The organism is Streptomyces sp. NPDC101165 (assembly GCF_044768135.1).
Taxonomy (GTDB): Bacteria; Actinomycetota; Actinomycetes; order Streptomycetales; family Streptomycetaceae; genus Streptomyces.
Window position 1 is genome coordinate 67,194 of record NZ_JBIWPG010000005.1, and the last position, 22,157, is coordinate 89,350.

General features: G+C 72.1%; 20 protein-coding genes and 1 pseudogene. 12 read left to right on the top strand and 9 right to left on the bottom strand.

Annotated features, from left to right (window positions below):
* Window positions 1–28 precede the first annotated feature (28 nt).
* From ACIRVH_RS11770 to ACIRVH_RS11780, 3 genes are all read right to left on the bottom strand, one after another.
* On the bottom strand, window positions 29–1,660 hold the full coding sequence (locus tag ACIRVH_RS11770; protein WP_403951145.1) for a sulfite exporter TauE/SafE family protein: 1,632 nt from the start codon (window positions 1,658–1,660) through the stop codon (window positions 29–31).
* Window positions 1,657–3,141, bottom strand: a complete 1,485-nt coding sequence (locus tag ACIRVH_RS11775) for a tetratricopeptide repeat protein (protein ID WP_403951148.1) — start codon at window positions 3,139–3,141, stop codon at window positions 1,657–1,659. Before ACIRVH_RS11775 ends, ACIRVH_RS11770 begins: the two co-directional genes overlap by 4 nt.
* A gap of 96 nt (window positions 3,142–3,237) precedes the next feature.
* Window positions 3,238–4,779: a DUF4331 domain-containing protein gene (locus ACIRVH_RS11780; protein WP_403951150.1), complete on the bottom strand. Its 1,542-nt coding sequence runs from the start codon at window positions 4,777–4,779 to the stop codon at window positions 3,238–3,240.
* Window positions 4,780–4,990: 211 nt separating this feature from the next.
* On the opposite strand from ACIRVH_RS11780, the gene ACIRVH_RS11785 reads away from it, so the two are divergent.
* The 3 genes from ACIRVH_RS11785 to ACIRVH_RS11795 all read left to right on the top strand — a co-directional run bounded on the left by ACIRVH_RS11785 (window position 4,991) and on the right by ACIRVH_RS11795 (window position 6,741).
* Window positions 4,991–5,533: a sigma-70 family RNA polymerase sigma factor gene (locus ACIRVH_RS11785; protein WP_403951153.1), complete on the top strand. Its 543-nt coding sequence runs from the start codon at window positions 4,991–4,993 to the stop codon at window positions 5,531–5,533.
* Window positions 5,530–6,348, top strand: a complete 819-nt coding sequence (locus ACIRVH_RS11790) for an anti-sigma factor domain-containing protein (protein ID WP_403951156.1) — start codon at window positions 5,530–5,532, stop codon at window positions 6,346–6,348. Before ACIRVH_RS11785 ends, ACIRVH_RS11790 begins: the two co-directional genes overlap by 4 nt.
* A 126-nt stretch (window positions 6,349–6,474) precedes the next feature.
* The gene (locus ACIRVH_RS11795) at window positions 6,475–6,741 is read left to right on the top strand and encodes a hypothetical protein (protein WP_403951158.1); all 267 of its coding nucleotides are present in this window, start codon (window positions 6,475–6,477) and stop codon (window positions 6,739–6,741) included.
* A gap of 53 nt (window positions 6,742–6,794) precedes the next feature.
* On the opposite strand, the gene ACIRVH_RS11800 is transcribed toward ACIRVH_RS11795, so the two are convergent.
* The 3 genes and pseudogenes from ACIRVH_RS11800 to ACIRVH_RS11810 form a co-directional block, all read right to left on the bottom strand.
* Window positions 6,795–7,991, bottom strand: a complete 1,197-nt coding sequence (locus tag ACIRVH_RS11800) for a CaiB/BaiF CoA transferase family protein (protein WP_403951160.1) — start codon at window positions 7,989–7,991, stop codon at window positions 6,795–6,797.
* A 45-nt stretch (window positions 7,992–8,036) separates the two neighbouring features.
* Window positions 8,037–8,297, bottom strand: a pseudogene (locus tag ACIRVH_RS11805) (ABC transporter permease); the annotation flags it as partial.
* A gap of 197 nt (window positions 8,298–8,494) precedes the next feature.
* The gene (locus tag ACIRVH_RS11810) at window positions 8,495–8,788 is read right to left on the bottom strand and encodes a DUF1330 domain-containing protein (RefSeq protein WP_403951163.1); all 294 of its coding nucleotides are present in this window, start codon (window positions 8,786–8,788) and stop codon (window positions 8,495–8,497) included.
* Window positions 8,789–8,976: 188 nt separating this feature from the next.
* Here ACIRVH_RS11810 and ACIRVH_RS11815 point away from each other — a divergent pair, with 188 nt between their 5' ends.
* Together ACIRVH_RS11815 and ACIRVH_RS11820 are read left to right on the top strand one after the other, a co-directional pair.
* Entirely contained in the window at window positions 8,977–9,879 is a 903-nt protein-coding gene (locus tag ACIRVH_RS11815; RefSeq protein ID WP_403951165.1) for a LysR family transcriptional regulator, read from the top strand.
* A gap of 240 nt (window positions 9,880–10,119) precedes the next feature.
* Window positions 10,120–10,653, top strand: a complete 534-nt coding sequence (locus ACIRVH_RS11820) for a nucleotidyltransferase domain-containing protein (protein WP_403951166.1) — start codon at window positions 10,120–10,122, stop codon at window positions 10,651–10,653.
* Here the strand turns inward: ACIRVH_RS11820 and ACIRVH_RS11825 are convergent.
* Genes ACIRVH_RS11825 through hmgA form a run of 3 tightly spaced genes read right to left on the bottom strand, consistent with a single transcriptional unit; the run spans window position 10,650 to window position 13,972 of the window.
* Window positions 10,650–11,813: a type ISP restriction/modification enzyme gene (locus ACIRVH_RS11825; protein WP_403951169.1), complete on the bottom strand. Its 1,164-nt coding sequence runs from the start codon at window positions 11,811–11,813 to the stop codon at window positions 10,650–10,652. The genes ACIRVH_RS11820 and ACIRVH_RS11825 overlap by 4 nt on opposite strands.
* Before the next feature lie 26 nt (window positions 11,814–11,839).
* Window positions 11,840–12,589, bottom strand: coding sequence for a GntR family transcriptional regulator (locus ACIRVH_RS11830; RefSeq protein ID WP_403951172.1), 750 nt, complete (start codon window positions 12,587–12,589; stop codon window positions 11,840–11,842).
* 45 nt (window positions 12,590–12,634) lie between these two features.
* Window positions 12,635–13,972 (bottom strand): homogentisate 1,2-dioxygenase, encoded by a 1,338-nt coding sequence (gene hmgA / locus ACIRVH_RS11835; RefSeq protein ID WP_403951175.1) that lies wholly within the window; start codon window positions 13,970–13,972, stop codon window positions 12,635–12,637.
* 154 nt (window positions 13,973–14,126) lie between these two features.
* On the opposite strand from hmgA, the gene ACIRVH_RS11840 reads away from it, so the two are divergent.
* From ACIRVH_RS11840 to ACIRVH_RS11870, 7 genes are all read left to right on the top strand, one after another.
* A complete protein-coding gene (locus ACIRVH_RS11840; protein WP_403951177.1) occupies window positions 14,127–14,660 on the top strand; it encodes a hypothetical protein in 534 nt (177 codons plus the stop codon).
* Between the two features lie 87 nt (window positions 14,661–14,747).
* Window positions 14,748–15,365 carry a TetR family transcriptional regulator gene (locus ACIRVH_RS11845; protein ID WP_403951180.1) on the top strand — a complete coding sequence of 206 codons (618 nt, stop codon included), beginning with the start codon at window positions 14,748–14,750 and terminating at the stop codon, window positions 15,363–15,365.
* A gap of 121 nt (window positions 15,366–15,486) precedes the next feature.
* A complete protein-coding gene (locus tag ACIRVH_RS11850) occupies window positions 15,487–17,727 on the top strand; it encodes a molybdopterin oxidoreductase family protein (RefSeq protein WP_403951182.1) in 2,241 nt (746 codons plus the stop codon).
* A 50-nt stretch (window positions 17,728–17,777) separates the two neighbouring features.
* Window positions 17,778–18,890, top strand: coding sequence for an MFS transporter (locus tag ACIRVH_RS11855; protein ID WP_403951184.1), 1,113 nt, complete (start codon window positions 17,778–17,780; stop codon window positions 18,888–18,890).
* A gap of 102 nt (window positions 18,891–18,992) precedes the next feature.
* The gene (locus tag ACIRVH_RS11860; protein WP_403951186.1) at window positions 18,993–19,727 is read left to right on the top strand and encodes a hypothetical protein; all 735 of its coding nucleotides are present in this window, start codon (window positions 18,993–18,995) and stop codon (window positions 19,725–19,727) included.
* Complete coding sequence (locus ACIRVH_RS11865; RefSeq protein ID WP_403951188.1) at window positions 19,714–20,415, top strand: class F sortase; 702 nt, start codon at window positions 19,714–19,716, stop codon at window positions 20,413–20,415. Before ACIRVH_RS11860 ends, ACIRVH_RS11865 begins: the two co-directional genes overlap by 14 nt.
* Window positions 20,416–20,631: 216 nt before the next feature.
* Window positions 20,632–22,011: an ABC transporter ATP-binding protein gene (locus ACIRVH_RS11870; protein ID WP_403951191.1), complete on the top strand. Its 1,380-nt coding sequence runs from the start codon at window positions 20,632–20,634 to the stop codon at window positions 22,009–22,011.
* The last annotated feature ends 146 nt before the right edge of the window (window positions 22,012–22,157 follow it).

Here is a 22,157-nt window from a genome sequence, read left to right on the forward strand (position 1 = left end):
TCTCACGTGAATTCTCCACAAAAGTAGCTCAGCCGAGCGCGGATGCGGCCCCCTTGAGCACCAATCCGGCACCCAGGGCGACGACGACCAGCGCGGACGCGAGTGGCAGGGTCCGGCGCACGAGGGTGGCAACCGGGTGGACGGTCCAGCGCGGGCGCCGGTCCAGCGCCCGGGTGACGCCCGAACCCAGCCGGACGACGGCGAACCCGGCCGCGGTGAGCGTCAGCGCCAGCCCGGCGCCGTACGCCACGACGAGCAGCAGCCCGAACCAGGCCTTCCCGAGCGCCGCGGCGCCGACCAGCACGACGACCGCGGAGGGGCTGGGCACCAGACCGCCGGCGAACCCGAGCAGGATCGTGCCGCGGAGAGTGGGGGCGGTGGGGTGGCTGTGGGTGTGGCCGCCGTGGGTGTGCACCACGCCGTGTTCGTGCCCGTGTTCGTGTTCATGCCCGTGTTCGTGCTCGTGGTGGTGATGGTCGTGACCGTCGTGGTGAGGGTGGCCGTCGTGGTGGTGATGGTGCGCGTGGGCTGTTTCCTCGTCCTGGTGCGCGCCCACCAGGGCCAGCGGGCGTTCTTCGGCTTCCCCGTGCGTATGCGGGTGGGGGTGAGGGTGCGGATGTGCGTGGGCGCGGTTGCGCCAGGCCCGTCGTACGAGGTTCGTGCCCGCGACGAGCACCAGGGCGCCACTGGCTATGCCCAGCCAGGCGATGACCGAGGGCGTGGCGGCGGAACCGGCCGTGACGAGCAGGCCCAGGGCGACCACACCGAGGGTGTGGGTCACCGTGACCGAGGCGGCCAGGGGCAGCACGTCCCGCATCCGGGCCCGGCCTCCGCGCGCGGCCGCCGTCGCGGCCATCAGGGTCTTGCCGTGCCCCGGAGCGAGGGCGTGCATCGCGCCCAGGACGACGGCGATGAGCAGGGCGAGCGCGGCGAAGCCGAGCGTGAGGTCATGGCGGGCGACGAGGTCGTCCAGGGCGCGGGTCCAGCGGTCGGCGCCCCGGGGCAGTACAGAGGCGCCCGGGGCGTCCTGCCGCTCCTGCGCGAGGGCCGGTCCGCCGGGCCGCACCCGCAGGGAGGCGGTGGCGGTGTCGGCGGGGGAGGACAGCAAGTCCTTGGGGTAGCTGGTGAGTTCGTGCGAGACCGACTTCTTCGGTACGTCCGTGGCGGTGAGCGTCATGCGGTCGCCGCGCGCGGTGATCTCCCGCCAGCCGGGCCCGGTGGTGGCACCCGCACTGTGAAAGCCGAGGGCGACGGACTTCCCCTGGGGGAGCGGCGCGGTGAACCGGCACTCCACACGCAGCGTGTTGAGCCCGGCCTGCCCGGGCCGCAGGCTCGCACGGGCGGAACCGGGGGTGAGCGGCGTGGAGTGTCCGCCGACGGTGAGACTGCTGCCCTTCGCGGCCGCGGCACACCGCTGCTCGGCCCACGTGGACAGGCCCAGGCGCTTGATGTCCGGCTTGGCCTGGGTGGCCGGGATCTCGGCGAGGTCCTCCACATGGTCGACACGGAGCTGTCCGGGGGCGGCGACGAGACCGTCGTAGCGGTTGACGGTGAAGTTGCCGAGCGGGTGTGCGCTCGCGGCCGTGGCCGGGGTGAGCACGAGGGCGCAGGCGGCGGTGAGGACCGCCGCGGCACAGGCGAGCGGGCGGCGGAGGTTCACCGGGCGGCCTCCAGCGCCTTGCGGGCCCGGGCCGCGCCCAGGGGGGAGAAGCCGGGGTTCAGTTTCAGGGCTGCCTTCAGTGAGGCGCGGCCGTCCTCGGTGTGGCCCGTGGCCAGCTCGATCATGCCGCGGTGGTAGAGGAAGGCGGCGCTGCGGTAGCCGGTGGCCGTGGCCTGGCGGGTGTAGGGAAGGGCTTCCTTGTCACGGCCGTTGACGTGCAGCGCCCAGGCGAGGGCGTCCGCGGTGTGCACGGTGTGCCGGCGGGCCCACTCGGCGCGGGCCGCGTGCAGGGCGGACGCCTTGTCGCCGTGGTCGGCGGCGGCCAGCGCGGTGTCGAGGTCGGCGTTGACGCCGTTGGCGCGGGCCAGGGCGATCCAGGCGTCCACGAGCGCGTACTGGTCGTGCGCCCTGGCCTTGTCGCCGGCGGCGCCTCGGGCCTCGTACAGCTCGCCGAGTTCGACGAGCGGTCCGGGCAGCGGATAGCGGGAGACCACGGTCTCCAGGCCCTTGATCGCCTCGCCCCGGTCGCCGCTCGCCGCCTGGGCGCGGGCCCGGCCCTCCAGCGCGGGGAGGTAGTTCTCGTCGGCGGCCAGGGCGCGGGCGTAGTAGGTCAGTGCGGAGTCGTAGTCGCCCTGGTTCCAGGCGAGTTGACCGAGCTGGGCGGCCACGTACGCGACATCGCCCGGCGAAGTGGCCGCGGCGAGGGCCTGCTTGAGCACGCGCCGGGCGGTCGTCACGTCGCCGCGCAGCTCGTGCACGTACGCGTACCGCGTGAAGACCGGCACGCCCGGCTTGCGCGTGTCGGCGGTCCTGGCGGCCTTGTCCGCCTCGGCGTACCGGCCCAGTTCGACCAGGGCGTCGATGCGCAAGGACAGGGCGCGCTCGCTGTACGGGTTCTGCTGCAGGGCCTGGTCCGCGTAGGTCAGGGCGTTCTTGAAGTCGTGCCGCGCGGCGGCGAGGGCGGCCCGGCCGGCCAGGGCCTGGTCGTTGCCGGGGGACAGGTCCAGGGCCCGCTTCAAGGCCTTCTCGGCCTGCGGGTACCGGGCCGGGTCACCCTTGGTCCGCGCCTGCTCGACGTAGGCCAGGCCGAGGGTGGCCCAGCTGCCGAAGTCCTTCGGCTGGGACCGCAGATGCACCTGAAGCGCGGTGATGCTCGCGTCCAGGTTCCCGCTGCCCAGCACCCCGGGATCGACGGCGGTGGAGGCGGCCGCCACCGCGGGCCCGCCGTCCCGTGCCGCCCCGACGGCGATCGCTCCACCTGTCAGCGCGACCGCCAGCAGCGCCGCACAACTGCCCAGTTGAAGAGCCCGCCAGCGCCGCCCGGTGGCGGCGACCCGGCGGACGGCGGCGACGCGTCGATCCCCCGACTCCGTGTCGGACCCGGTCGGATCGGCCTCGGGAGCGGCAGGTGTCGAAGCGGCATCCCCGCCCGTGCTCACCGGCCGCTCGCCGGCCTCGTCGTCGTTCGTACGCGGGGACATGCCCTCTCCTCGGTCGCCTGGTCGTGCTCGGAAGAAAAAGGGCGCGGCCCGCCGTGGGGGAGGGGATACGGGCCGCGCCGGTCAGTGGGGTGCGGGTCAGTACGGACGCTGCATCCGGCGGCGCCACCAGGCGAAGGCGGTGCCGATCAGCAGGATCCCGGCCGCACCCGAGGCCGCCGAGGCGGCGATCAGCATCGTGTTGCCGGAGCCGTCGGAGGAGGACCCGGCCGGCTGCAGGGCGTCGCCGAGCTGACTGCGGACGTCGGCGTTGCCGGACGTGCCCTTGGCCAGGGCGCCGCGGGAACCGGCCGTCGGCTCGGCCACGTACGGGAAGTACTTCTCGAAGCCCTTGTCGTTCTTGTCGACCGCGTCACCCAAGTCGTTCTTGGAACCGACCAGTTCGCCCTCGACCACCTGGAGGGAGGCGTCGATCACGTCGTCCGTGAGGCGACGGCCGTTCGGGAAGCCCGCGTTGTCACCGTCGAGGACGCCCAGCCGCTTGGGGTGCATGCTCGGCTTGATCGAGGTGTTCAGCCGCAGCTCCTCCGCGGGCTTCACGTACGGCGGCTGGTTGAGGCCCTTGACGCCTTTGAGGAACACGTCGACCAGGTCGTTGCGCGGCTCGGCGGGTGCCTTGATCTTGTAGATCGACTCGATGAGCTTCGGCAGCTCGGGGTTGGTCACGTTCTTCAGGAACTGCGCGTCGTACCAGGGCTGGGACGCGTTGAACTTGTCCTTGTCCTTCTGCGGGTTGACGACCTCGTTCACCAGCGGGTTGCCCAGGCGCGAGACCTGCTCGTAGTAACCCTGCGCGTTCTTTCGCTGCGTCGTCGACCAGATGCCGACGATCGGCTGCTTGGACGACTCGCGGATCAGGTCGTTGGGCACCTGCAGCGCGATCGTGTTGACGTTGTAGCCCTTGAGCGTGTCCCGTCCGACCTCGGAGAGGTTCCCGCCGTAGAGCAGGTCGAAGACGCGCAGGTCGGCGAAGAACGGGTCGTCGGCCTGGCCGGCGAAGGTCGCGCCACCGCCCGCCGTCTTGTAGACGGCCTGGGACCGCAGCTTGGCGTAGTCCGGCATCGACGCCTTGCCCACGTTCGACGGCGCGACCGGCACGTTGTCCGCGAGCCTCGTCTTGGAGACCACCTTCTGGTTGTGCAGCTTGACCAGGTCGATGTCGTAGGTCTGCGTGATGTTCAGGTTCGGGTCGTCGAGGCTCTTCACCGCCCCCGTGTTGTAGAGGAAGGTGTTCTTGTTCTTGACGTGCGTCTTGAACGTGTAGCGGAACAGCAGCTCGCCCTGCGCGTCACCGTTGTTGTCGACGTGGATGTCGTACTGCGCGTCGTCCGCGAACGTGTAGAAGTTCGGTCCGCCGGCCGGCTCCTCGAAGGGGATCCAGTTGGCCACGATCGTCGTGGTGTCCGGCTTGTCCGGGCTCACGAACGCGTACAGGTCCGTGTTGTCGTACTGCGGGGTCCCCGAGATCAGCGGGGCCTCCCGGTGGGAGGAGGCGGATGCCGCCCCGGGTTCCAGCGTGGCGACGCCGGCGGCTGCGAGCCCTCCGGCGGCCAGCGCACCACAGATGAGCGTGACCAGGCCCTTGCGTCCCGTGCCGCTCCTGGAGATGAGAGGTGTCATGCCGTCCGTCCTCCGTGCCAACTTGCCTTGACGGACGGGTATACGGAGCCGAGGAGCCGATCGGATTGGTCCGGCGGAAAAAATCTTTTCGGCTTTTCAGACCCGCGTTTTCGGCATGCTGATCCGTATCACCCGCCGGAGGTGTGCGCTCGTGCGGATGCGTGGAGTCAGAGGCAGGGCGGCCGGCTGCGGCCACGGAAGGGGGACCGGGGTGGAGGCGGACGAACTGCTCGTGCTCGTGGCGGGCGGTGACCAACGGGCGTTCGAGGATCTGTACGCACTGGTGTCCGGACCGGTGTTCGGGCTCGTACGACGGGTGGTGCGCGACCCCGCCCAGTCCGAGGAGGTCGCCCAGGAGGTGCTGCTCGAACTGTGGCGCTCCGCCGCCCGGTTCGACCCCGCCCGGGGCAGCGCCTTCTCCTGGATCCTGACCCTCGCCCACCGTCGCGCCGTCGACCGGGTGCGCAGCGCCCGCGCGGCCGGCGAACGCGAACGGCGCGAGGCCCTGCGCGCCGGGGAACCCGCCTTCGACCATGTGACCGAGGAGGTCGAGGCAGGCCTGGAGCGCGAGTGGGTGCGCCGCTGCCTGGACCGGCTCACCGCGTTGCAGCGCCAGTCGGTGACGCTCGCCTACTACGACGGCTACACGTACCGTGAAGTCGCCGAGCGGCTGAAACTGCCCCTGGGCACGGTCAAGACGCGGATGCGCGACGGACTCACCCGGCTGCGCGAGTGCCTGGGAGGTGCGGCATGAGCATCCTCGGCCGCATGCTGGGCCGCGAGGACCTGCACTCCCTCGCCGCTCCCTACGCGCTCGACGCCCTCGACCCCGCCGAGCGGCGCCGTTTCGAGAAGCACCTCAAGGGCTGTGACCGCTGCGCCGCCGAGGTGCGGGCCCTGTCCGAGGACGCGGTGCGCCTCGCCTGGTCCACGGCGGCCCCCGCGCCGGCCGCCCTGCGCGACCGGGTCCTGGCCGCCGTCCGCACCATCCCGCAGGAGCAGGCGCCCGCGCCCGCGCGGGAACGCTCACCCCAGCTGCCGCCGCACGTCTGGGGCACCCAGCCGCCGCCGTCACGCACCCGTACGCCCCGCGGGCGCCCCCTCTTCGTCCCGTTCGCCACGGCGACCGCCGCCGCGGCCCTCGTCGTCGCCTCCCTCTTCGCGGTCCAGGCGAACCGCACCCGGGACCAGCTCGACGCCGAACGGGCCCAGACACGTGAGATCGCACACGTTCTCGCTGCTCCCGACGCCCGCGCCGCGAGCAGCGAGGACGCGCGGGGGCGCAGTTTCGGAGTAATCGCCTCCGCATCCGAGGGGCGGGCCGTCGTCACCCTCAGCGGATACGGCACCCCGTCCGGCGGCCGCGTGCACCAGCTCTGGCTCATGCGCCCCCATGTGCAACCACGCTCCCTCGGGCTCTTCGCGGGCGACACGCCCTTGGTCGCCAAGGGGCTCGGCAAGTCCTCGACGTCACTCGCTGTAACCGTCGAGCCTGACGGAGGGTCAATACGACCCAGCGGTCAGCCGCTTGTTCAACTCACCCTGAAATCGGTCGGATTCGGAGAGTAGTCATCGAGGGATGGTCAACAGCCTTGCAGGGAAGGTGAATCCTGTGGGCGCGATACACGCGTGCCCCCCTGGGGAGATAGGGTTACTCTGCCCGGGCCGGGTGGACTCGTACGGGTGGGGAGTGACATGGAGCAGATAACACGCAGCAGGGCCAGGGTCCCTGCGATCACCTGCGGGAGCAGCGCGACCAGTTCGCGCCTCGACCGCCATCTCTCGGTGCTGGCGGGTCCCGCCATACCGCACCAGAAGGCGGCCGAGGCGACTTCGCTGATGCTTGAGCTGACGGCACGTGACACCCCGCACGAGCGCAGCGATCGAGGCAGGCGGGTCAGTCGCGTCTCCCTCTTCGCGCCGCTGCGTCGGCTGCGCCGCTCGCTGTTCGGCGGACACTGAGCGGCAACTGAGCGAACCGGCAGTCCCTGGAGCCTGATCCAGGAGGCCCGCGCTCAGGCCGCCACACCCTCCCGGCGCAACGCTGCGATCTCGCCGTCCGTCATCCCCACGGCATGCAGCAGCGCCCCGGTGTGCTGTCCGAGCGCGGGCACATCGCCCATCCGTGCCTCGTCCCCGCCCGGCAGTGTGATGGGAGGCAGCAACGCCTTCAGTGGCCCGACCGGCGAACCCACCTGACGCCACCGCTCCCTGGCCGCCAGCTGAGGGTGTTCCGCGAGCTCGTGCAGATCCCTGAGCCGTGCGCAGGCGATGCCCGCCTGCTCCAGCCGGGTCAGTGCCTCGTCCGCGTTCAGCGCGCCGAGCGCCCCGGCGACCAGGTCATCCGTCCGCTCCCGGTTGGCCACCCGCGCCGCATTCGTCGCACAGGCCGGATCCGTCCCCAGTTCCGGCCGTCCTATGACCTGCTCGGCGAGCCGTCGCCACTCCCGGTCGTTCTGCACCGACAACAGCACCCGCCCGCCGTCGGCCGTCGCATAGGCGTCGTAGGGCGCGATGACGGCGTGGGCGAGCCCGCTCCGGGCCGGGGGCTCACCCCCGTGCATCGCGTGGTGCAGCGGATGTCCCATCCACTCGGCGAGCGCCTCCAGCATGGACACCTCCACCGGTCCGCCCCGACCGGTCGTGCCGCGCCGCACCAGCGCGGCCAGCACCCCCGAGAAGGCGTACATGGCCGCCGCGATGTCCGCCGCCGGAATCCCCGCCTTGACGGGCTCCCCGGGCGTACCGGTCACCGACACCAGCCCCGCCTCGCACTGCACGAGCATGTCGTACGCCCGCTTGTCCGCGTACGGCCCCGAGCTGCCGTACCCCGAGATGTCCACGGCGATCAGCCGCGGATCCGCCGCGCACAGCGTGGCGGCGTCGAGCCCCAGCCGGGCCGCGGCCCCCTGGGCGAGGTTCTGCACGAACACGTCCGCGTCCGCGACCAGTCGCCGTACGACGTCCAGGCCGCGCGGGTCCTTGAGGTCGAGGGCGATGGACTCCTTGCCCCGGTTGCACCACACGAAGTGCGAGGCGAGACCTCCGGCCGCGGTGTCGTACCCGCGGGCGAAGTCGCCGCCGTCGATCCGCTCCACCTTGATGACCCTGGCCCCCAGGTCGGCGAGCTGCCGGGTCGCGAAGGGCGCGGACACGGCCTGTTCGACGGCGACGACGGTGATGCCCTCCAGGGGCAGCGGGAGAAGGTCCATGGGGTGGATGATCTCCCCTGACCGGCGACTTTGTCAGTAGGCGGGTCATCGCTCGCCGTGCGCGTACCGGTATACGGCGAGGGGCAGGAACGCGGCGATCGGGACGAGGCTCCAGAGCAGCGCCCCGGCGACCGGGTGGGCCACCGGCCAGGCGGAGTCCGCCGGGACCCGTGCGTTGCCGAACAGCTTCCGCAGGGCGGTGGTCACCGCGCTGACCGGATTCCACTCGGCGAGCGTGCGCAGCCGGCCGGGCAGGTTGCCAGTGGGAATGTAGGCGTTCGACAGCAGCGGCAGCACGAACGAGGACGGTCTCGGGGATCAATGGAACCGTGATTGGCGCTGAGATTGATCATGGTCGCGAGCCGCCGGCAGGGATCAGGCCGTCGAGGACGTCGACGACGAACTGGGATGCGGGGCATCGCTTCGAACTCGTCTCGTGCGTCGTCGTTCAGCACCGTGTGCGTATCAGGTGACGGATGCTCAGCGATGGTGGGGCCCGCCGGTCAGTCGATGCCTTCGATGATGCGGAAGTCGCGCTCGTAGCCGTCGGGGAGGGCCACCAGCGCCTTCTGGTATGCCTCGCTCTCGTATGCCGCGACGGCCTGTTCAAAGCTGTCGAACTCGATCAGAACGACGCGTTGCGTGATTCCGGCCTCGTGGGCGACGACTCGACCGCCACGGGACAGGGTCCGCCCGCCCGCAGCCCGGACAGCCGGACCGGCCAGCTTGTTGTAGGCAGTCAGCCTCTCAGGGTCGGAAATGGCGGGGTAGACACTGGCCCAGTAGCCCTTAGCCATGGAAACCTCCTGGGTTCGGCCGGACACGTCCGACTTCGGATTGACACTCAGATCGATCGATCCCGGCGGCGGGTACTGCCGTCAGTTGAATCGTCATATGCGCAGGCTAGGGCTTGATGTGCGGTCGGGGGAAAGACCGGTACGGGATAGACTCAGAACGGATCGTTATCAATCGGCAGGGAGGGCACGTGGCGCCGGACACGGTGAGCCTGCGGTACTTCCTGGTGCTGGCGCAGGAGTTGAACTTCACCCGCGCGGCCGCACGGATCGGTATCGCACAGCCCGCACTCAGCGCCCGGATGCGCCGATTGGAGTCGGAACTCGGTACGGCCCTGATGGTCCGCGACACGCGTAGCGTCGTATTGACCACGGCCGGTGCGGCTTTGGCGGAGTCCGCGCCGCCCGCGCTGGCGGCGCTGGACCGGGCATGGGACACCGCCCGGAGCGCGGCGGCCGGTGAACTGGGCACGCTGCGCATCGGATACAGCCTCAGCGCCGGGGCCGAGACGGCACCGGCCCTGGTGGACAGGCTGATTCGCGGCACCAGCGGACTCCAGGTCGGCGCGGTCCCGATGGCGACACCGGAGATCTCCCCCGCGGTCGCCGACGGCCGCATCGATGCCGGGATCACCCGCGGTGAACAGCCGGGCCGTGGCGTGCGCCGGTTCCTGCTGCGGCGTGCGCGCGTCGGGGTCCAGCTGGCGCAGCACCATCCGCTGGCCGAACGCCCGGAGATCGAGATCGCCGACGCGGCCGCGTATCCGCTGCGACTCCCGGACCGCGCGGCCAACCCCGTGATCCACGATCAGCTGTCCGCACTGTTCCGAGACACCCGACCACACCCCCGATTCCACACGCCCGCAGTCTCTTTCGACATGTCTCAGCGCGACCTGCGCGACGGGGTCACCCTCGCCCCGGCCGGAGAAGCCGCGGCCACGGCACAACCGGCCGGTCTCACCTGGCGACCGCTGCGGGGCGCGCCCAGCCTGACGTTCCACCTGGTCCTCCCCCGCGAGCAGTCGCCACTACACCGCCGCATCCGTGCCGTCGCCAAAACCCTGGCGCACGAGCTGCACTGGCTGCCGGACTGACGCGCAAAAGGTCAAGCGCGACGGACGTCTGCGGTGGCGCGGCCGAAGACCCTGCGCCCGGATCCGGGTCCGGTGGATCTGGAGGCGGTCTTTCAGCGGGCGTTGGAGCGGGTGCTGGATGCGTTTTCGCCGCGCTGGCCTGCGTGGTTCGGCGGGTGCGGCTGTGTGGGGGCTGGTCGCGCAGTGCCCCGCGCCCCTTGGGAGTTGCGGTGAGGCTGCCTTGATCGGATCGGTGGATTGGTGCTGGACAAGGAACGTGCTGAGCGCCAACTCAGCCTGATCGCCCAGGACCTGAAGGCGGCTCGCGGCAGCGGTGTCGAGCTGTGGCTGCGTGGCGGTTGGGCCATGGACTTCTTTCTCGGTGAGGTCACCCGCGATCACGAGGACATCGACTGGTTCGCCTGGGCCTGGGATGCGCCGCGCCTTGCCGAGGCGCTGACCCGGCTCGGCCACCGGCCGGTGCCCGGCCCGCCCGCCGAGCTCCAGCTGGACTTCACCAAGGACGGCCTGGACAGCAGTTTCACCCTGCTCGACCGGGACGCGGTGGGGCGGATCACGGTCGCCGGCGGGCCCTGGGCCGGAACTCCCTGGCCCGACGGCCTGCTCGACGTCGAGCCGGGTCGTGTCGGAGCCCTGGCGGTTCCGATCGTCGGTCCGCACGCCCAGATCGAGATCAAGCGGATGATGCCCGTCTGGGATCCGACCCGGCCCCGCCGTGCCAAGGACGTCGAGGACATCGCACGGCTGCAGGCGGCCCTGGACGACCGGCGCTAGAGCAGCGCGAACTGGCCCTCCGGGCCCTCCTCGTGGTGGTCCAGGACCGAGGCGGGGCGGTGGGAGGAGTCCGGCGCCGGGAGGATGCCCGCCGTGCGGAGGTCGGTCGCGGTGATCGTCGAGGTCGGCTTCAAGTCGGCCCGCTGTGGGCGGAGTTCCGACAGCAGGGCCAGGATCGTGATCAGTTCGAGGAGTTCGGAGGTCCAGGGCTGGGGCCAGGTGGCCGGGCGGATGGCGGCCAGGGTGCCCGGCTCGGGCGGGGTCGTGCGGGTGGCGAACCAGGTCTCCAGGACTCGGACCCCGGACACCTCGTAGTCCCAGGCCTCCGGCGGGACGGGGGAGATGCGGCCCTCGTCGAGGTGGAGGGTCTCCTCGTCGCGGTCGAAGTCGAGGGTCGCGGGGCGGGTGGGGAGGGGTGCGCGGACGTAGGGGCGGCGGCCGCCGGGGAGTTTGGGGCGGTCGCCGTCGCGGCGCATCAGCCACAGCATGCGGCGGCCCACCTCGACGCCCCCGGACCACAGTTCCGGGTCCTCGGTGAGCGGCACGGTGAGGTCGGGGCGGATCGTCGCCAGGATCCAGGCCAGCACGTCCGGTGGGGTGGGGCGGGTGCCGAGGCGGGCGGAGAGGAGGTCCAGCAGGCCCGGCGCCAGGTTCGGCTCCGTGCCGCCCGGGCGGCGGTACAGCGGGCGGATGCGGCCGGCGCGGAGGGTGGGGAGGAGGGAGGTCGCGAGGAGGAGGGAGTGCTCGGTCGTCTCCGCGCCCGTCTCCACCACGAACACCTGGTGCTCGTCCGCCACCCGCCACAACTCCGGGCGGGCCGTGTCGATCAGCCGGTGGTCCGGGATCAGCCACTGCTCGTCGAAGGGGGCCGCCAGGACCCGTACCGGTTCGGCGCAGGGGCCCTCGGCACGCGCCAGCCGCTCCGTGCCGGTGGACTGGCCGGGCAGCTGCCCCACGGCGGACTGCGGGGTGCGGGAGCGGGTCGGCTCGAACAGGGCCTCCCGGTCCGGCCCTTCGGACTTGAGCAGGGCGTCCCAGCGGGCCTTCAGGGAAGCCGGGTCGGGTGCCGTCGGCCAGGCGCGGCCCGGCCGCAGCGGTGCGACGGACCACGGCATGAGGTCCGCGAGCAGCGGAGCGTCGTCGCGCGTCACGCTGGGCATGGTACGGCCTGCTTCCGCGCGCCGGGTCAGGTGGCGTCCAAGGTCACCGTGAAGGAGAAGCGGTCCCCCCGGTAGTGGATGACCGCCACGTCCAGGACCCGGCCCGCGGCGTCGTACGTCACGCCCGTGTAGTGCAGGATCGGGCTGAGCAGCGGCACCTCGAGCAGGCGGGCGGTCTCCGGGTCGGCGAGCCTCGCCTCCACGGTGTCCGTGATGCGGCTGATGTCCGCCCCGACGACGTCCCGCAGCACCTTCGTCATCGGCCAGCGGACGAGGTCGTCCACGTCGATGCGCGCGGCCAGTTCGGGGCGTACGTGGTTGAGGGCGTGGTTGGTCGGCTCGCCGGTCTTCTCGTCGCTGCGCAGGCGGTGGTACGTGGCCACCTCCGTGAGGTCGGGGAAGTACTCGGCGAGATCGGCCGGAACGGGGACGCTGCCGTGGTCCAGCAGTTCGGTCGTCATGCCGGACTGCTGGGCCACGATCGCGTCCACCGAGCCGAGCAGCCGCACCGGAGCGCCGCGCCGGACATCCGGCTCGATGAACGTGCCGCGCCGCCGGTGCCGGCTGATCAGCCCCTCGTCCTCCAGTTCCTTCAGCGCCTGCCGCATGGTCAGCACGCTGACCCCGTAGTGCCCGGCCAGCTGCTCCTCGGTGGGCAGGCGCAGCGGATCCCGTGGCGAGCGGCCGAGTATCGAGGCGCGCAGCGACTGCGACACCTGGTACCACAGCGGCAGCTTGCGGTTCAGGACGATCGAATCCGGAGCGAAGGAGGTCACATGGCTATCCGTACCTGTTGAGGAACGTTCCGTGCAACGGAGCTGTCAGAGCGCGCGGAAGTGACGCTCGAGTCCCTGCCACACGTCGTCGTACCGCTGCTGGAGATGGTCCGCCTCGGCCGCGAGCGGGGTGAGCGTCACCGGCCAGCGCGTCTCGAACATGAACGCCAGCCCGTCGTCGATCTTCTGCGGCTTCAGGTCGGCGGCGCTCGCCCTGTCGAAGGTCTCCCGGTCCGGGCCGTGCGCGGACATCATGTTGTGCAGCGAGCCGCCGCCGGGCACGAAGCCCTCCGCCTTGGCGTCGTAGGCACCCTCGACGAGGCCCATGTACTCGCTCATCACGTTCCGGTGGAAGTACGGCGGCCGGAAGGTGTCCTCGCCCACCAGCCAGCGGGGCGCGAAGACCACGAAGTCGACCCCGGCCAGGCCCGGGGTGTCCGACGGGGAGGTCAGGACCGTGAAGATGGAGGGGTCCGGGTGGTCGTACGAGATGGTGCCGATCACATTGAAACGGCGCAGGTCGTAGACGTACGGCACATGGTTGCCGTGCCAGGCGACCACGTCGAGGGGCGAGTGGCCGTACGTCGCCGTCCAGAGGTTGCCGCAGAACTTGTTCACCACCTCCACCGGGCCCTCCACGTCCTCGTACGCGGCTACCGGCGCCCGGAAGTCCCGGGCGTTGGCGAGCCCGTTGGCGCCGATGGGCCCGAGGTCGGGGAGCTGGAAGGGCGCCCCGTAGTTCTCGCAGACGTAGCCGCGTGCAGTCGGGCTCTGCCCGCCATCCGATGCAGTGTCCAGCAGCTCCACACGGAAGCGCACCCCACGCGGAATCAGCGCCACATGGGCCGGTTCCACATGGAGCCTGCCGAACTCGGTGTGCAGCAGCAGCCCGCCGCGCTCCGGCACGATCAGCAACTCGCCGTCGGCGTCGGAGAAGACCCGCTCCATCGAGGAGTTGGCGTGGTACAGGTGCACGGCCATGCCGGTGCGCTGGCTCGCGTCGCCGTTGCCGCCCAGGGTCCACAGACCCGCCAGGAAGTCCGTGCCGGCCGGCGGCTCGGGCAGCGGGTTCCAGCGCAGCCGGTTGGGGTCGGGCACGGTCTCGGTGAAGGGGGCGGTGCGGATCGCGCCGTTGCCGGTCCGGGTGAACGCCGGGTGCGCGGCCGACGGGCGGACGCGGTACAGCCAGGAGCGGCGGTTGTGCGCCCGCGGCTCGGTGAAGGCCGAACCGCTCAGCTGCTCGGCGTACAGGCCGAGCGGCGCGCGCTGCGGCGAGTTGCGGCCCTCGGGCAGGGCGCCCGGCACCGCCTCCGAGGCGTGTTCGTTGCCGAACCCGGACAGATACGACAGTCCCTCGGCGGTCTTCCGTGCATCCCCGCTCATGATCGCTCCCTTGCGCTCCTCATTCCTATGCATCACCGTAGGAATGAGTGGGGGCGGGCGCAAGAGGGTCCTGGGTCGTCCTCCCTCCGGGGTAGGGCCGGAACCAGACTTCAGGGGGATTCGGTTGGAGGAACGTTGTTCTAATCTCCCCGGCATGTCGTGGACGTCGTGGAGGGGCAGAGCCCTGGCCGTGCTCACGGTCTGCGTCCTGCTGCCGCTCGGGGTGCAGGGCTGCGGGACCGGTGAGGCGCACGGGGGTGCCGATGCCATCTCGCCCTCGCCGGTGGGCAAGGTCCTGGACGACACGGACGAGACCGGCCGGCATCTGCGCGAGGTCGGCAAGAAGGACGCGCCCGAGGTCGGCGTCGAGGTGACCCCGGACACCGCCGGCGGCTGGGACGTGCGGCTGAGGCTGCGCCACTTCCGTTTCTCGCCGGCCGGCGCGCGGCCGAAGGCGGTCCCCGGGAGCGGCCTCGCGTCCCTCTTCGTCGACGGCCACCCGGTTACCCGGCTGCGGGTACCCGAGTACCACCTGGCCCCCCGCCTCGTCCCGCACGGCACCCACCACGTCACCGCCCGCCTGTACGCCGACGACGGCACGGTGTGGGCCGTGCACGGCGAACCGGTCCAGACCACTGCCGACATCACGGCGTCCGGCGCGGAGACGGGGTCGGCGGCGACGCCCTGACGAGGGCGGCGGCACCCCGATGAGTGCAACGGGCACCCTTTTCCGTACTGGGGGGCGAGGTTCACCGGACCCCGGCGGAAAGGCATCATGAAGCCCGTGCCCCACGCGACATCGCTTCGTCGCGCGCCTGTCCAGCGGCGCAGCGCCGAACGGCTGACCAGGATCCTGGACGCCTGCGCCGACCTCCTCGACGAGGTCGGCTACGACGAGCTGAGCACCCGCGCGGTGGCCCTGCGCGCCGGAGTGCCCATCGGCTCGGTCTACCGCTTCTTCGGCAACAAGCGGCAGATGGCCGACGCCCTCGCCCAGCGCAACCTGGAGCGGTACACCGAGCGCGTCACCCAACGTCTCGAGGAGGCGCAGCGGGGTGACTGGCGGGGTGCCATGGACGCCGTACTGGACGAGTACCTGAGCATGAAGCGCACCGCGCCCGGCTTCTCCCTCGTGGACTTCGGCAACCAGATCCCGGTCGGCGTCCGCCAGGCCGAACCCAACACCCGGGTCGCCGACCGCCTCACCGACCTGCTCTCCGGCTATCTCGGCCGCACCCCGGACGACGAGCTGCGACGCGTCTTCCTGGTCGCCGTGGAGAGCGCGGACACCCTCGTGCAGCTGGCCTTCCGGATCGACCCCGAGGGTGACGAGGCGATCATCCACGAGACACGGGAGCTGCTGCGGGCGTACCTGGGGCGCGTCCTCGACTGAGCCTTCGTGGCGATCCCGGCGGCAGCAGGGGGCTCCCCTCCATGCCTACCGGTCGGTATGCTCGGCCCGAGCCCGCCCGTGCCCCAGCGGTACGGCTGCCGCCGACCCTCCGGGAGGACCCGTGTCCCGCACCGCCCTGCGAATCTGCCCCCTGTGCGAGGCGACCTGCGGGCTGACCCTCACCATCGAGGGCAGCCGTGTCACCGGCGCCCGCGGCGACCGCGAGGACGTCTTCAGCAAGGGGTTCATCTGCCCCAAGGGCGCCTCCTTCGGTGCCGTCGACGGCGACCCCGACCGGCTCCGCACCCCGCTCGTCCGCGAGGACGGCGTCCTGCGCGAAGCCACCTGGGAGGAGGCCTTCGACGCGGTCGCCGCGGGCCTGCGCCCGGTCGTGGAGCGGTACGGCGCCGACGCCCTCGGAGTCGTCCTCGGCAACCCCAACGTGCACACCATGGCCGGCGCCCTCTACCCGACCGTCCTGCTCGGCGCGCTGCGCACCCGCAGCCTGTTCACCGCCTCCACGGTCGACCAGATGCCCAAGCACGTCTCCAGCGGGCTGCTCTTCGGCGACGCCAACGCCATCCCGGTGCCGGACCTCGACCACACCGACCATCTGCTCCTCATCGGCGCCAACCCCCTGGAGTCCAACGGGAGTCTGTGCACCGCACCCGACTTCCCCGGCAAGCTCAAGGCCCTCAGGGCCCGCGGCGGCCGGCTCACCGTCGTGGACCCGCGCCGCACCCGGACCGCGAAGCTCGCCGACCGGCACATCGCCGTCCGGCCCGGCGCCGACGCCCTGCTGCTCGCCGCGCTGGCCACCGTGCTGTTCGAGGAGGACCTGACCGACCTCGGTGACCTCGCCCCGCACGTCCAGGGGCTGTCCGAACTCCGCGACTCGCTCCGGGAGTTCACTCCCGAGGCCGTCGCGGAGGCGTGTGACGTCGAGCCCGGCCTCATCCGCACCCTCGCCCGCGAACTCGCCGCCGCCCCCACCGCCGCCGTCTACGCCCGCATCGGCAGCTGCACCGTCCCGCACGGCACCCTGGCGAGCTGGCTGGTCGACGTCCTCAACATCCTCACCGGCAACCTGGACCGGCCGGGCGGCGCCCTGTTCCCGCAGGCCGCCACCGACAGGACACCCCGCCCGGCGGGCCCCGGACACGGCTTCGCGCTCGGCCGCTGGCACTCTCGCGTACGGCAACTTCCGGAGGCCAAGGGCGAGCTGCCGCTCTCCGCGCTCGCCGAGGAGATCGACACCGCCACCGAGGCGGGCGAGCCCGTCCGCGCGCTCGTCGTGGTCGCGGCCAACCCGGTGCTGTCCGCCCCCGACGGCCGGCGCCTCGACAAGGCCCTGGACTCGCTGGACTTCATGGTCAGCGTCGACCCCTACCTCAACGAGACCTCCCGCCACGCCGACGTCGTGCTGCCCCCGCCGCCGCCCTCCCAGAGCCCGCACCACGACTTCGCCTTCAACACCCTCGCCGTCCGCAACCAGGTCCGCTACAGCCGCCCCGCCGTCCCCCTGGAACCCGGCCGCATGGCCGAGACCGAGATCCTCGCCCGGCTGACCCTGGCCGCGATCGGCATGCATGGTGCCGACCCGGCCGCGGTGGACGCGATGGTGATCGAGCAGACCCTCGGCAAGTCCGTCCAGGAGCCCCACTCCCCGGTGCACGGCCGCGACCCGAAGGAACTCGCCGCGCAGCTCACCGGGGACACCGGCCCCGAGCGCCGGCTCGACCTGATGCTGCGCCTCGGCCCCTACGGCGACGGCTTCGGCGTACGACCCGACGGGCTGAGCCTGGACCGGCTGCTCGCCCACCCGCACGGCATCGACCTCGGCCCGCTGCGGCCCCGGCTGCCGCAGCCGCTGAAGACCGTGAGCGGCAAGGTCGAGCTGCTGCCCGAGCCGATCGCCGGCGACCTGCCCCGGCTCCGGGCGGCCCTGCGCGAGCGCCCCGCGGGGCTCGTCCTCGTCGGCCGCCGCCATCTGCGCTCCAACAACAGCTGGATGCACAACGTGCCCGCCCTCACCGGCGGCAGCAACCGCTGCACCCTCCACATCCACCCCGAGGACGCGGAGCGCCTGGGCGTGCGGGACGGAGCGGACGTACGCGTGAAGGGGGCCGGGGGAGAGGTGGTCGCCCCTGCCGAGGTCACCGACGGCGTCCGGCCGGGCGTGGTGAGCCTGCCGCACGGCTGGGGTCACGACCGCCCCGGGACCCGGATGAGCCACGCGGTCCGGGAGCCCGGTGTCAACGTCAACCAGCTCCTCGACGGCAGCCTGCTCGACCCGCTGTCGGGCAACGCGGTCCTCAACGGAGTACCCGTCGAGATCGCCGCACTCGCCGCACAGCTGTGACCTGGAGTTTTGCGCTTATTGCTCGCGTGTCAACGTCTTGTTAACGCCGTTTGACGGGACCTAACGTCGTCGCACCGCCAGCCGCCCTGCTCCCGCTCTTCGCCGCCGTACCGCTCGGCCGGCGCACCGACCACGGCCGCTGCGCGCCCCTGCTCCCGGTGGGCGTGGTCCTCATCTCCGGCGGCTGCGTCCTGAGCGGGGCCGTCGGCTCCCTGTGGGCGATGGCCCTGTGGAGCGGAGTGATGGGGCTCGGCCACCTGTGCTTCGTGATCGGTGCCCAGTCCCTGGTGGCCCGCCAGTCCGCGCCGCACGAACAGGACCGCAACTTCGGGCACTTCACCATCGGCGCCTCCTTCGGCCAGCTCATCGGCCCGGTCGCCGCGGGTGCCCTGATCGGCGGCCCCGACATGGCGGGCAGCAGCGCACTGGCGTTCGTGGTGGCGGGCGTGGGGGGTGCGGTCGCATTCACCTCGCTGTGGCGCATCGAGGACCGTACGGCTCTCAACTCCCCTTCCCCGCAAGGAAACCGAGTGCCGGTCGGCGGGATCGTGCGCGCCCGGGGCGTGCCCGCGGGCATGCTCATCAGCCTCTCCGTGCTCTTCGCCACCGACATCCTCACCGCCTACCTCCCGGTGGTCGGCGAGCACCGGGGCATCGCCCCGTCGGTGATCGGCGTCCTGCTCAGCCTGCGCGCCGGGGCGACCATCGGCTGCCGTCTCGTCCTGACCCCGCTGCTCCGGCTGCTCGGCCGGCCCGCGCTGCTCACCGTCACCTGCCTCCTCGCGGCGGTCCTGTGCGCCGGGGTGGCTCTGCCCGTGCCGGTGTGGGTGCTCGGCCTCATGCTCACGGTCCTCGGCTTCTGCCTCGGGGTCGGGCAGCCGCTGTCGATGACGACGGTCGTCCAGGCCGCTCCCGAGGGCGCCCGCTCCGCCGCGCTCGCACTGCGGCTGACCGGCAACCGGCTCGGCCAGGTCGCCGCACCGGCCGCCGCGGGCCTGGTCGCGGGTGTGTCGGGGGTGGCCGCGCCGTTCGTGATGCTCGGGGCGTTGCTGCTGCTGTCGTCGGGGGTGGCGCTGCGGTCACCCGGGCGACCCGAAGGGCCCGGACGTGCGGAGCGTGAGCGGCCCAGGCGCTCGCTGTTGCGCCGCACGAGCGATATCTGACGACGCGCCGGGCGTCGATGCCGCGGGGCGCCGTGCTCGTGCAGCAGAGTCCAGGCGAAAGAGCGATTTGTATGAAAATCGTCTGAACTCGGAGGAATGCGCATGCCCACCCTGACACTCCCACGTGCCGTCGGCTCCCGCGCGGGCGCCACCGTCGTCCTCACCGCCCTCGCCGCGGCCGGAGCGTCCTGGGTGGCGGCGCCGACCGCGGTGGCCCAAGGGGAAAACGGCGACATCAGGGTCCACCGGGTCTTTGCGCTTCCCGGCACCGGGAAGGACGAGTCGCAGGTCTGCCGGTTCTATCTCGACGCCGTCAACTTCGACACCCTGGCCAGCATCCCGTACACCATCACGCCGCAGCCCCCGCTGCCCACGTCCGCCACCGTCACCGGCGCCGTCCCGCTCGCCGGCGGCGCCGGGCACACCGACCCGCTGGGGCTGGCGGACGGTCAGTACAAGATCACCTGGGTGGTCGCGGGTGCCACCAAGGAGAAGGTCTTCCGCGTCAACTGCCGTGACCTGGCCAAGCAGGACGGGGCGCACGCTCCCGGCCAGATCGAGGACCATCAGCAGAACAACCAGCAGGACGGCCAGAAGGACCAGCAGAAGGACCAGCAGAAGGACCAGCAGGGCGACCAGCGCGACGACGCGGCCTGGGGTCAGGGCGGCAACAACAACGACGGCCCGAAGGGCGGTGTGCACGCGGGCGGCGGCGGCCTCGTCGACACCTCGGGTGCCTTCTCGCCCGTGGCCGCGGCAGCGGCCGTGGGACTGGTCGCGGTCAGCGGAGTGGCGTACCTCCGGCTGATCCGCCGACGGCCGCATGGCGCCGCGTAGGCGCAGACGCAGGCCGTGGTACCGGACCCGCGCCTACCGTCTCGCCAGGACGGCCCTGCTCGCGGCCGTCCTGGTGACGGTGGGGGTCAGGTGCGGCGGAGGCGCCGGACCGGCCGCCTCCCTCCAGGCGGGCGGCCCGGCCGCCGACCCGGACTCCGACCGCACCGACGGGCGGGGCGCGGGCCGGGAGGATTCCGCCCCGGCCCGCCCGACGCCCCCGCCCCGCCCGCTGCCGCGGTCCCGCCCGACATCCCTGCGCATCCGGTCCCTCGGGATCGACGCACCGGTCGTCGGGCTACGGCTCGACCGGGACCGGCAGTTGGAGACACCTCCGCTCGACCGGCCGAAGGAGGTCGGCTGGTACCAGGGCGGCGCCACGCCGGGGGAGTCCGGCACCGCGATCGCCGTCGGCCACCGCGACACCACGACCGGCCCCGCCGTCTTCGCCGCACTCGCCCAGGTGAAGCCCGGGAAGCCGATCGAGGCCAAGCGGGCGGACGGCCGTACCGCCGTCTACACCGTGGACCGGGTGAAGGTCTTCGACAAGACCGGCTTCCCCGACAAGGAGGTGTACGGTGCGGCCCGTCGCCCGGAGCTGCGCGTGCTCACCTGCGGCGGCCTGTTCAGCCGGCGCACGGGCTACACGAGCAACGTGGTGGTCTTCGCCCACCTGACCGCGACGAAGTGACCGCCGGCGCGCACGGTGGCCGACCGTACCCGGCGACCCGAATCCCGTCGTCCGTTTCCGCCCCTGCCAGGGGCGCGGCGCCCGATGCCGCGCCCTGTCTTCCCCGGCCGAGCACATTCCGTTAACTTCCGTGACCCACAGGCCTCGTACGACCCGCACGCGGCCTTCGGACCCACGGAGCAGCGGCGCTCCGGACAGCCCCCGGGGGCACCAGCCATGACACGCGCCATCTCTCTGCACGACGTGAGCAAGGCCTACACGCGGGGCACCCGCGTGGTGGACCGGCTCTCGCTGGACATCGCGCCCGGCGAGTTCCTGGTCCTGCTGGGCCCCTCCGGCTGCGGCAAGTCCACCGTGCTGCGCATGATCGCCGGACTCGAGGAGATCGACGAGGGCGAGCTGCTCCTCGACGGCGAGTACGCCAACGACTGGCAGCCCTCCGACCGGCACATCGCGATGGTCTTCCAGAACTTCGCCCTCTATCCGAGCATGACCAGCCGCGACAACATCGGCTTCCCGCTGCGCATCGAGACCCCCGGCACCGACCCCCGCCCGCGCGTGGACGCGACCGCCCGCATGCTCGGCATCGAGGACCTGCTCGACCGCTTCCCCAGCCAGCTCTCCGGCGGTGAACGCCAGCGCGTCGCCATGGGCCGGGCCATCGCCCGCCACCCCTCCGCCTTCCTCATGGACGAGCCGCTGTCCAACCTCGACGCCAAGCTCCGCAACCGCTTAAGGGCCGAGATGTCCCGGCTCACCCGGGAGTTGGGCGTGACCACGGTCTACGTCACCCATGACCAGGCCGAGGCCATGTCGCTCGGCGACCGGGTCGCCGTCCTGCGCGGCGGGGTGCTCCAGCAGGTCGGCAGCCCGCGCGAGGTGTACGCACTGCCCCGCAACGTCTTCGTCGCCGCCTTCATCGGCACCCCGCGCATCAACCTGCTGCGCGGCCTGGTCCGCGCCCCGTTGGACGGCGCCATGACCATCAGCCTCGGCAGACAGGCGCTGCGCCTGCCCGAACCCCTCTCCCTCGACCACCGGTTGCTGCGCGTGCAGCAGGGCCGCGAGGTGATCGTCGGGCTGCGCTCGGAGGCGGTCCGGATCTCCCCCAAGTTCTCGGCTTCGCTCGAACAGGGGGGACCTCCATGGCCCGCCGCCGCCCGGCCCGGCGAGGTGCCGATCAGCGGTCTGGTGGAGCACGTGGAGTTCCAGGGGCACGAGGTCCTCGTCCACTTCAACACCGGTTCGAGCCCGGCCGTCGTACCGGAGCTGGAGGCCCCGCGCCCGTCCGGCCGTCCCGCGCGGCGCCGCCGCCGGGAGGGCTCCACGGTCCTGGACCGGCTCAAGGAGCGGGCGGGTGCCCTGCGCGCGGGGCCGGTCGTGGTCCTGGAGGACCCGCCGGACGACGGCCCCGCACCCGTGCCTCCGGAGGGCCGGCTGCCCGGCGACCTGGTCGTGCGCACCACGCCGGACATCCAGCTCCGGCACGGCATGCAGGTCCCCCTTCTCGTCGACATCGCCCACCTCTTCGTCTTCGACCGGCACGGCGAACGGATCTGCCCGTCCCCGGCGCGGCTGCCGGACCTGGAGGAGTGAGCCCGGCCGATCCTGCTGTACCCGCAGGGGCGGGCGAACCCGAGCGACCGCGGTATCGAGGACATCCGGCGCGCCCGCGCGAAGGCTTTCGGCCAGGAGTCCGTGGGCGGGGTGGACGAACGGGTGCAGGTCGCCTTCTGATATCC

What these genes read in the sequence shown, in the direction of transcription:
- ACIRVH_RS11775 (WP_403951148.1), bottom strand. Translation starts at nt 3,141, where the DNA reads ATGTCCCCGCGTACGAACGACGACGAGGCCGGCGAGCGGCCGGTGAGC.
- ACIRVH_RS11780 (WP_403951150.1), bottom strand. Translation starts at nt 4,779, where the DNA reads ATGACACCTCTCATCTCCAGGAGCGGCACGGGACGCAAGGGCCTGGTC.
- ACIRVH_RS11790 (WP_403951156.1), top strand. Translation starts at nt 5,530, where the DNA reads ATGAGCATCCTCGGCCGCATGCTGGGCCGCGAGGACCTGCACTCCCTC.
- ACIRVH_RS11795 (WP_403951158.1), top strand. Translation starts at nt 6,475, where the DNA reads ATGGAGCAGATAACACGCAGCAGGGCCAGGGTCCCTGCGATCACCTGC.
- ACIRVH_RS11800 (WP_403951160.1), bottom strand. Translation starts at nt 7,991, where the DNA reads ATGGACCTTCTCCCGCTGCCCCTGGAGGGCATCACCGTCGTCGCCGTC.
- ACIRVH_RS11810 (WP_403951163.1), bottom strand. Translation starts at nt 8,788, where the DNA reads ATGGCTAAGGGCTACTGGGCCAGTGTCTACCCCGCCATTTCCGACCCT.
- ACIRVH_RS11825 (WP_403951169.1), bottom strand. Translation starts at nt 11,813, where the DNA reads ATGCCCAGCGTGACGCGCGACGACGCTCCGCTGCTCGCGGACCTCATG.
- hmgA (WP_403951175.1), bottom strand. Translation starts at nt 13,972, where the DNA reads ATGAGCGGGGATGCACGGAAGACCGCCGAGGGACTGTCGTATCTGTCC.
- ACIRVH_RS11840 (WP_403951177.1), top strand. Translation starts at nt 14,127, where the DNA reads ATGTCGTGGACGTCGTGGAGGGGCAGAGCCCTGGCCGTGCTCACGGTC.
- ACIRVH_RS11845 (WP_403951180.1), top strand. Translation starts at nt 14,748, where the DNA reads ATGAAGCCCGTGCCCCACGCGACATCGCTTCGTCGCGCGCCTGTCCAG.
- ACIRVH_RS11860 (WP_403951186.1), top strand. Translation starts at nt 18,993, where the DNA reads ATGCCCACCCTGACACTCCCACGTGCCGTCGGCTCCCGCGCGGGCGCC.
- ACIRVH_RS11865 (WP_403951188.1), top strand. Translation starts at nt 19,714, where the DNA reads ATGGCGCCGCGTAGGCGCAGACGCAGGCCGTGGTACCGGACCCGCGCC.
- ACIRVH_RS11870 (WP_403951191.1), top strand. Translation starts at nt 20,632, where the DNA reads ATGACACGCGCCATCTCTCTGCACGACGTGAGCAAGGCCTACACGCGG.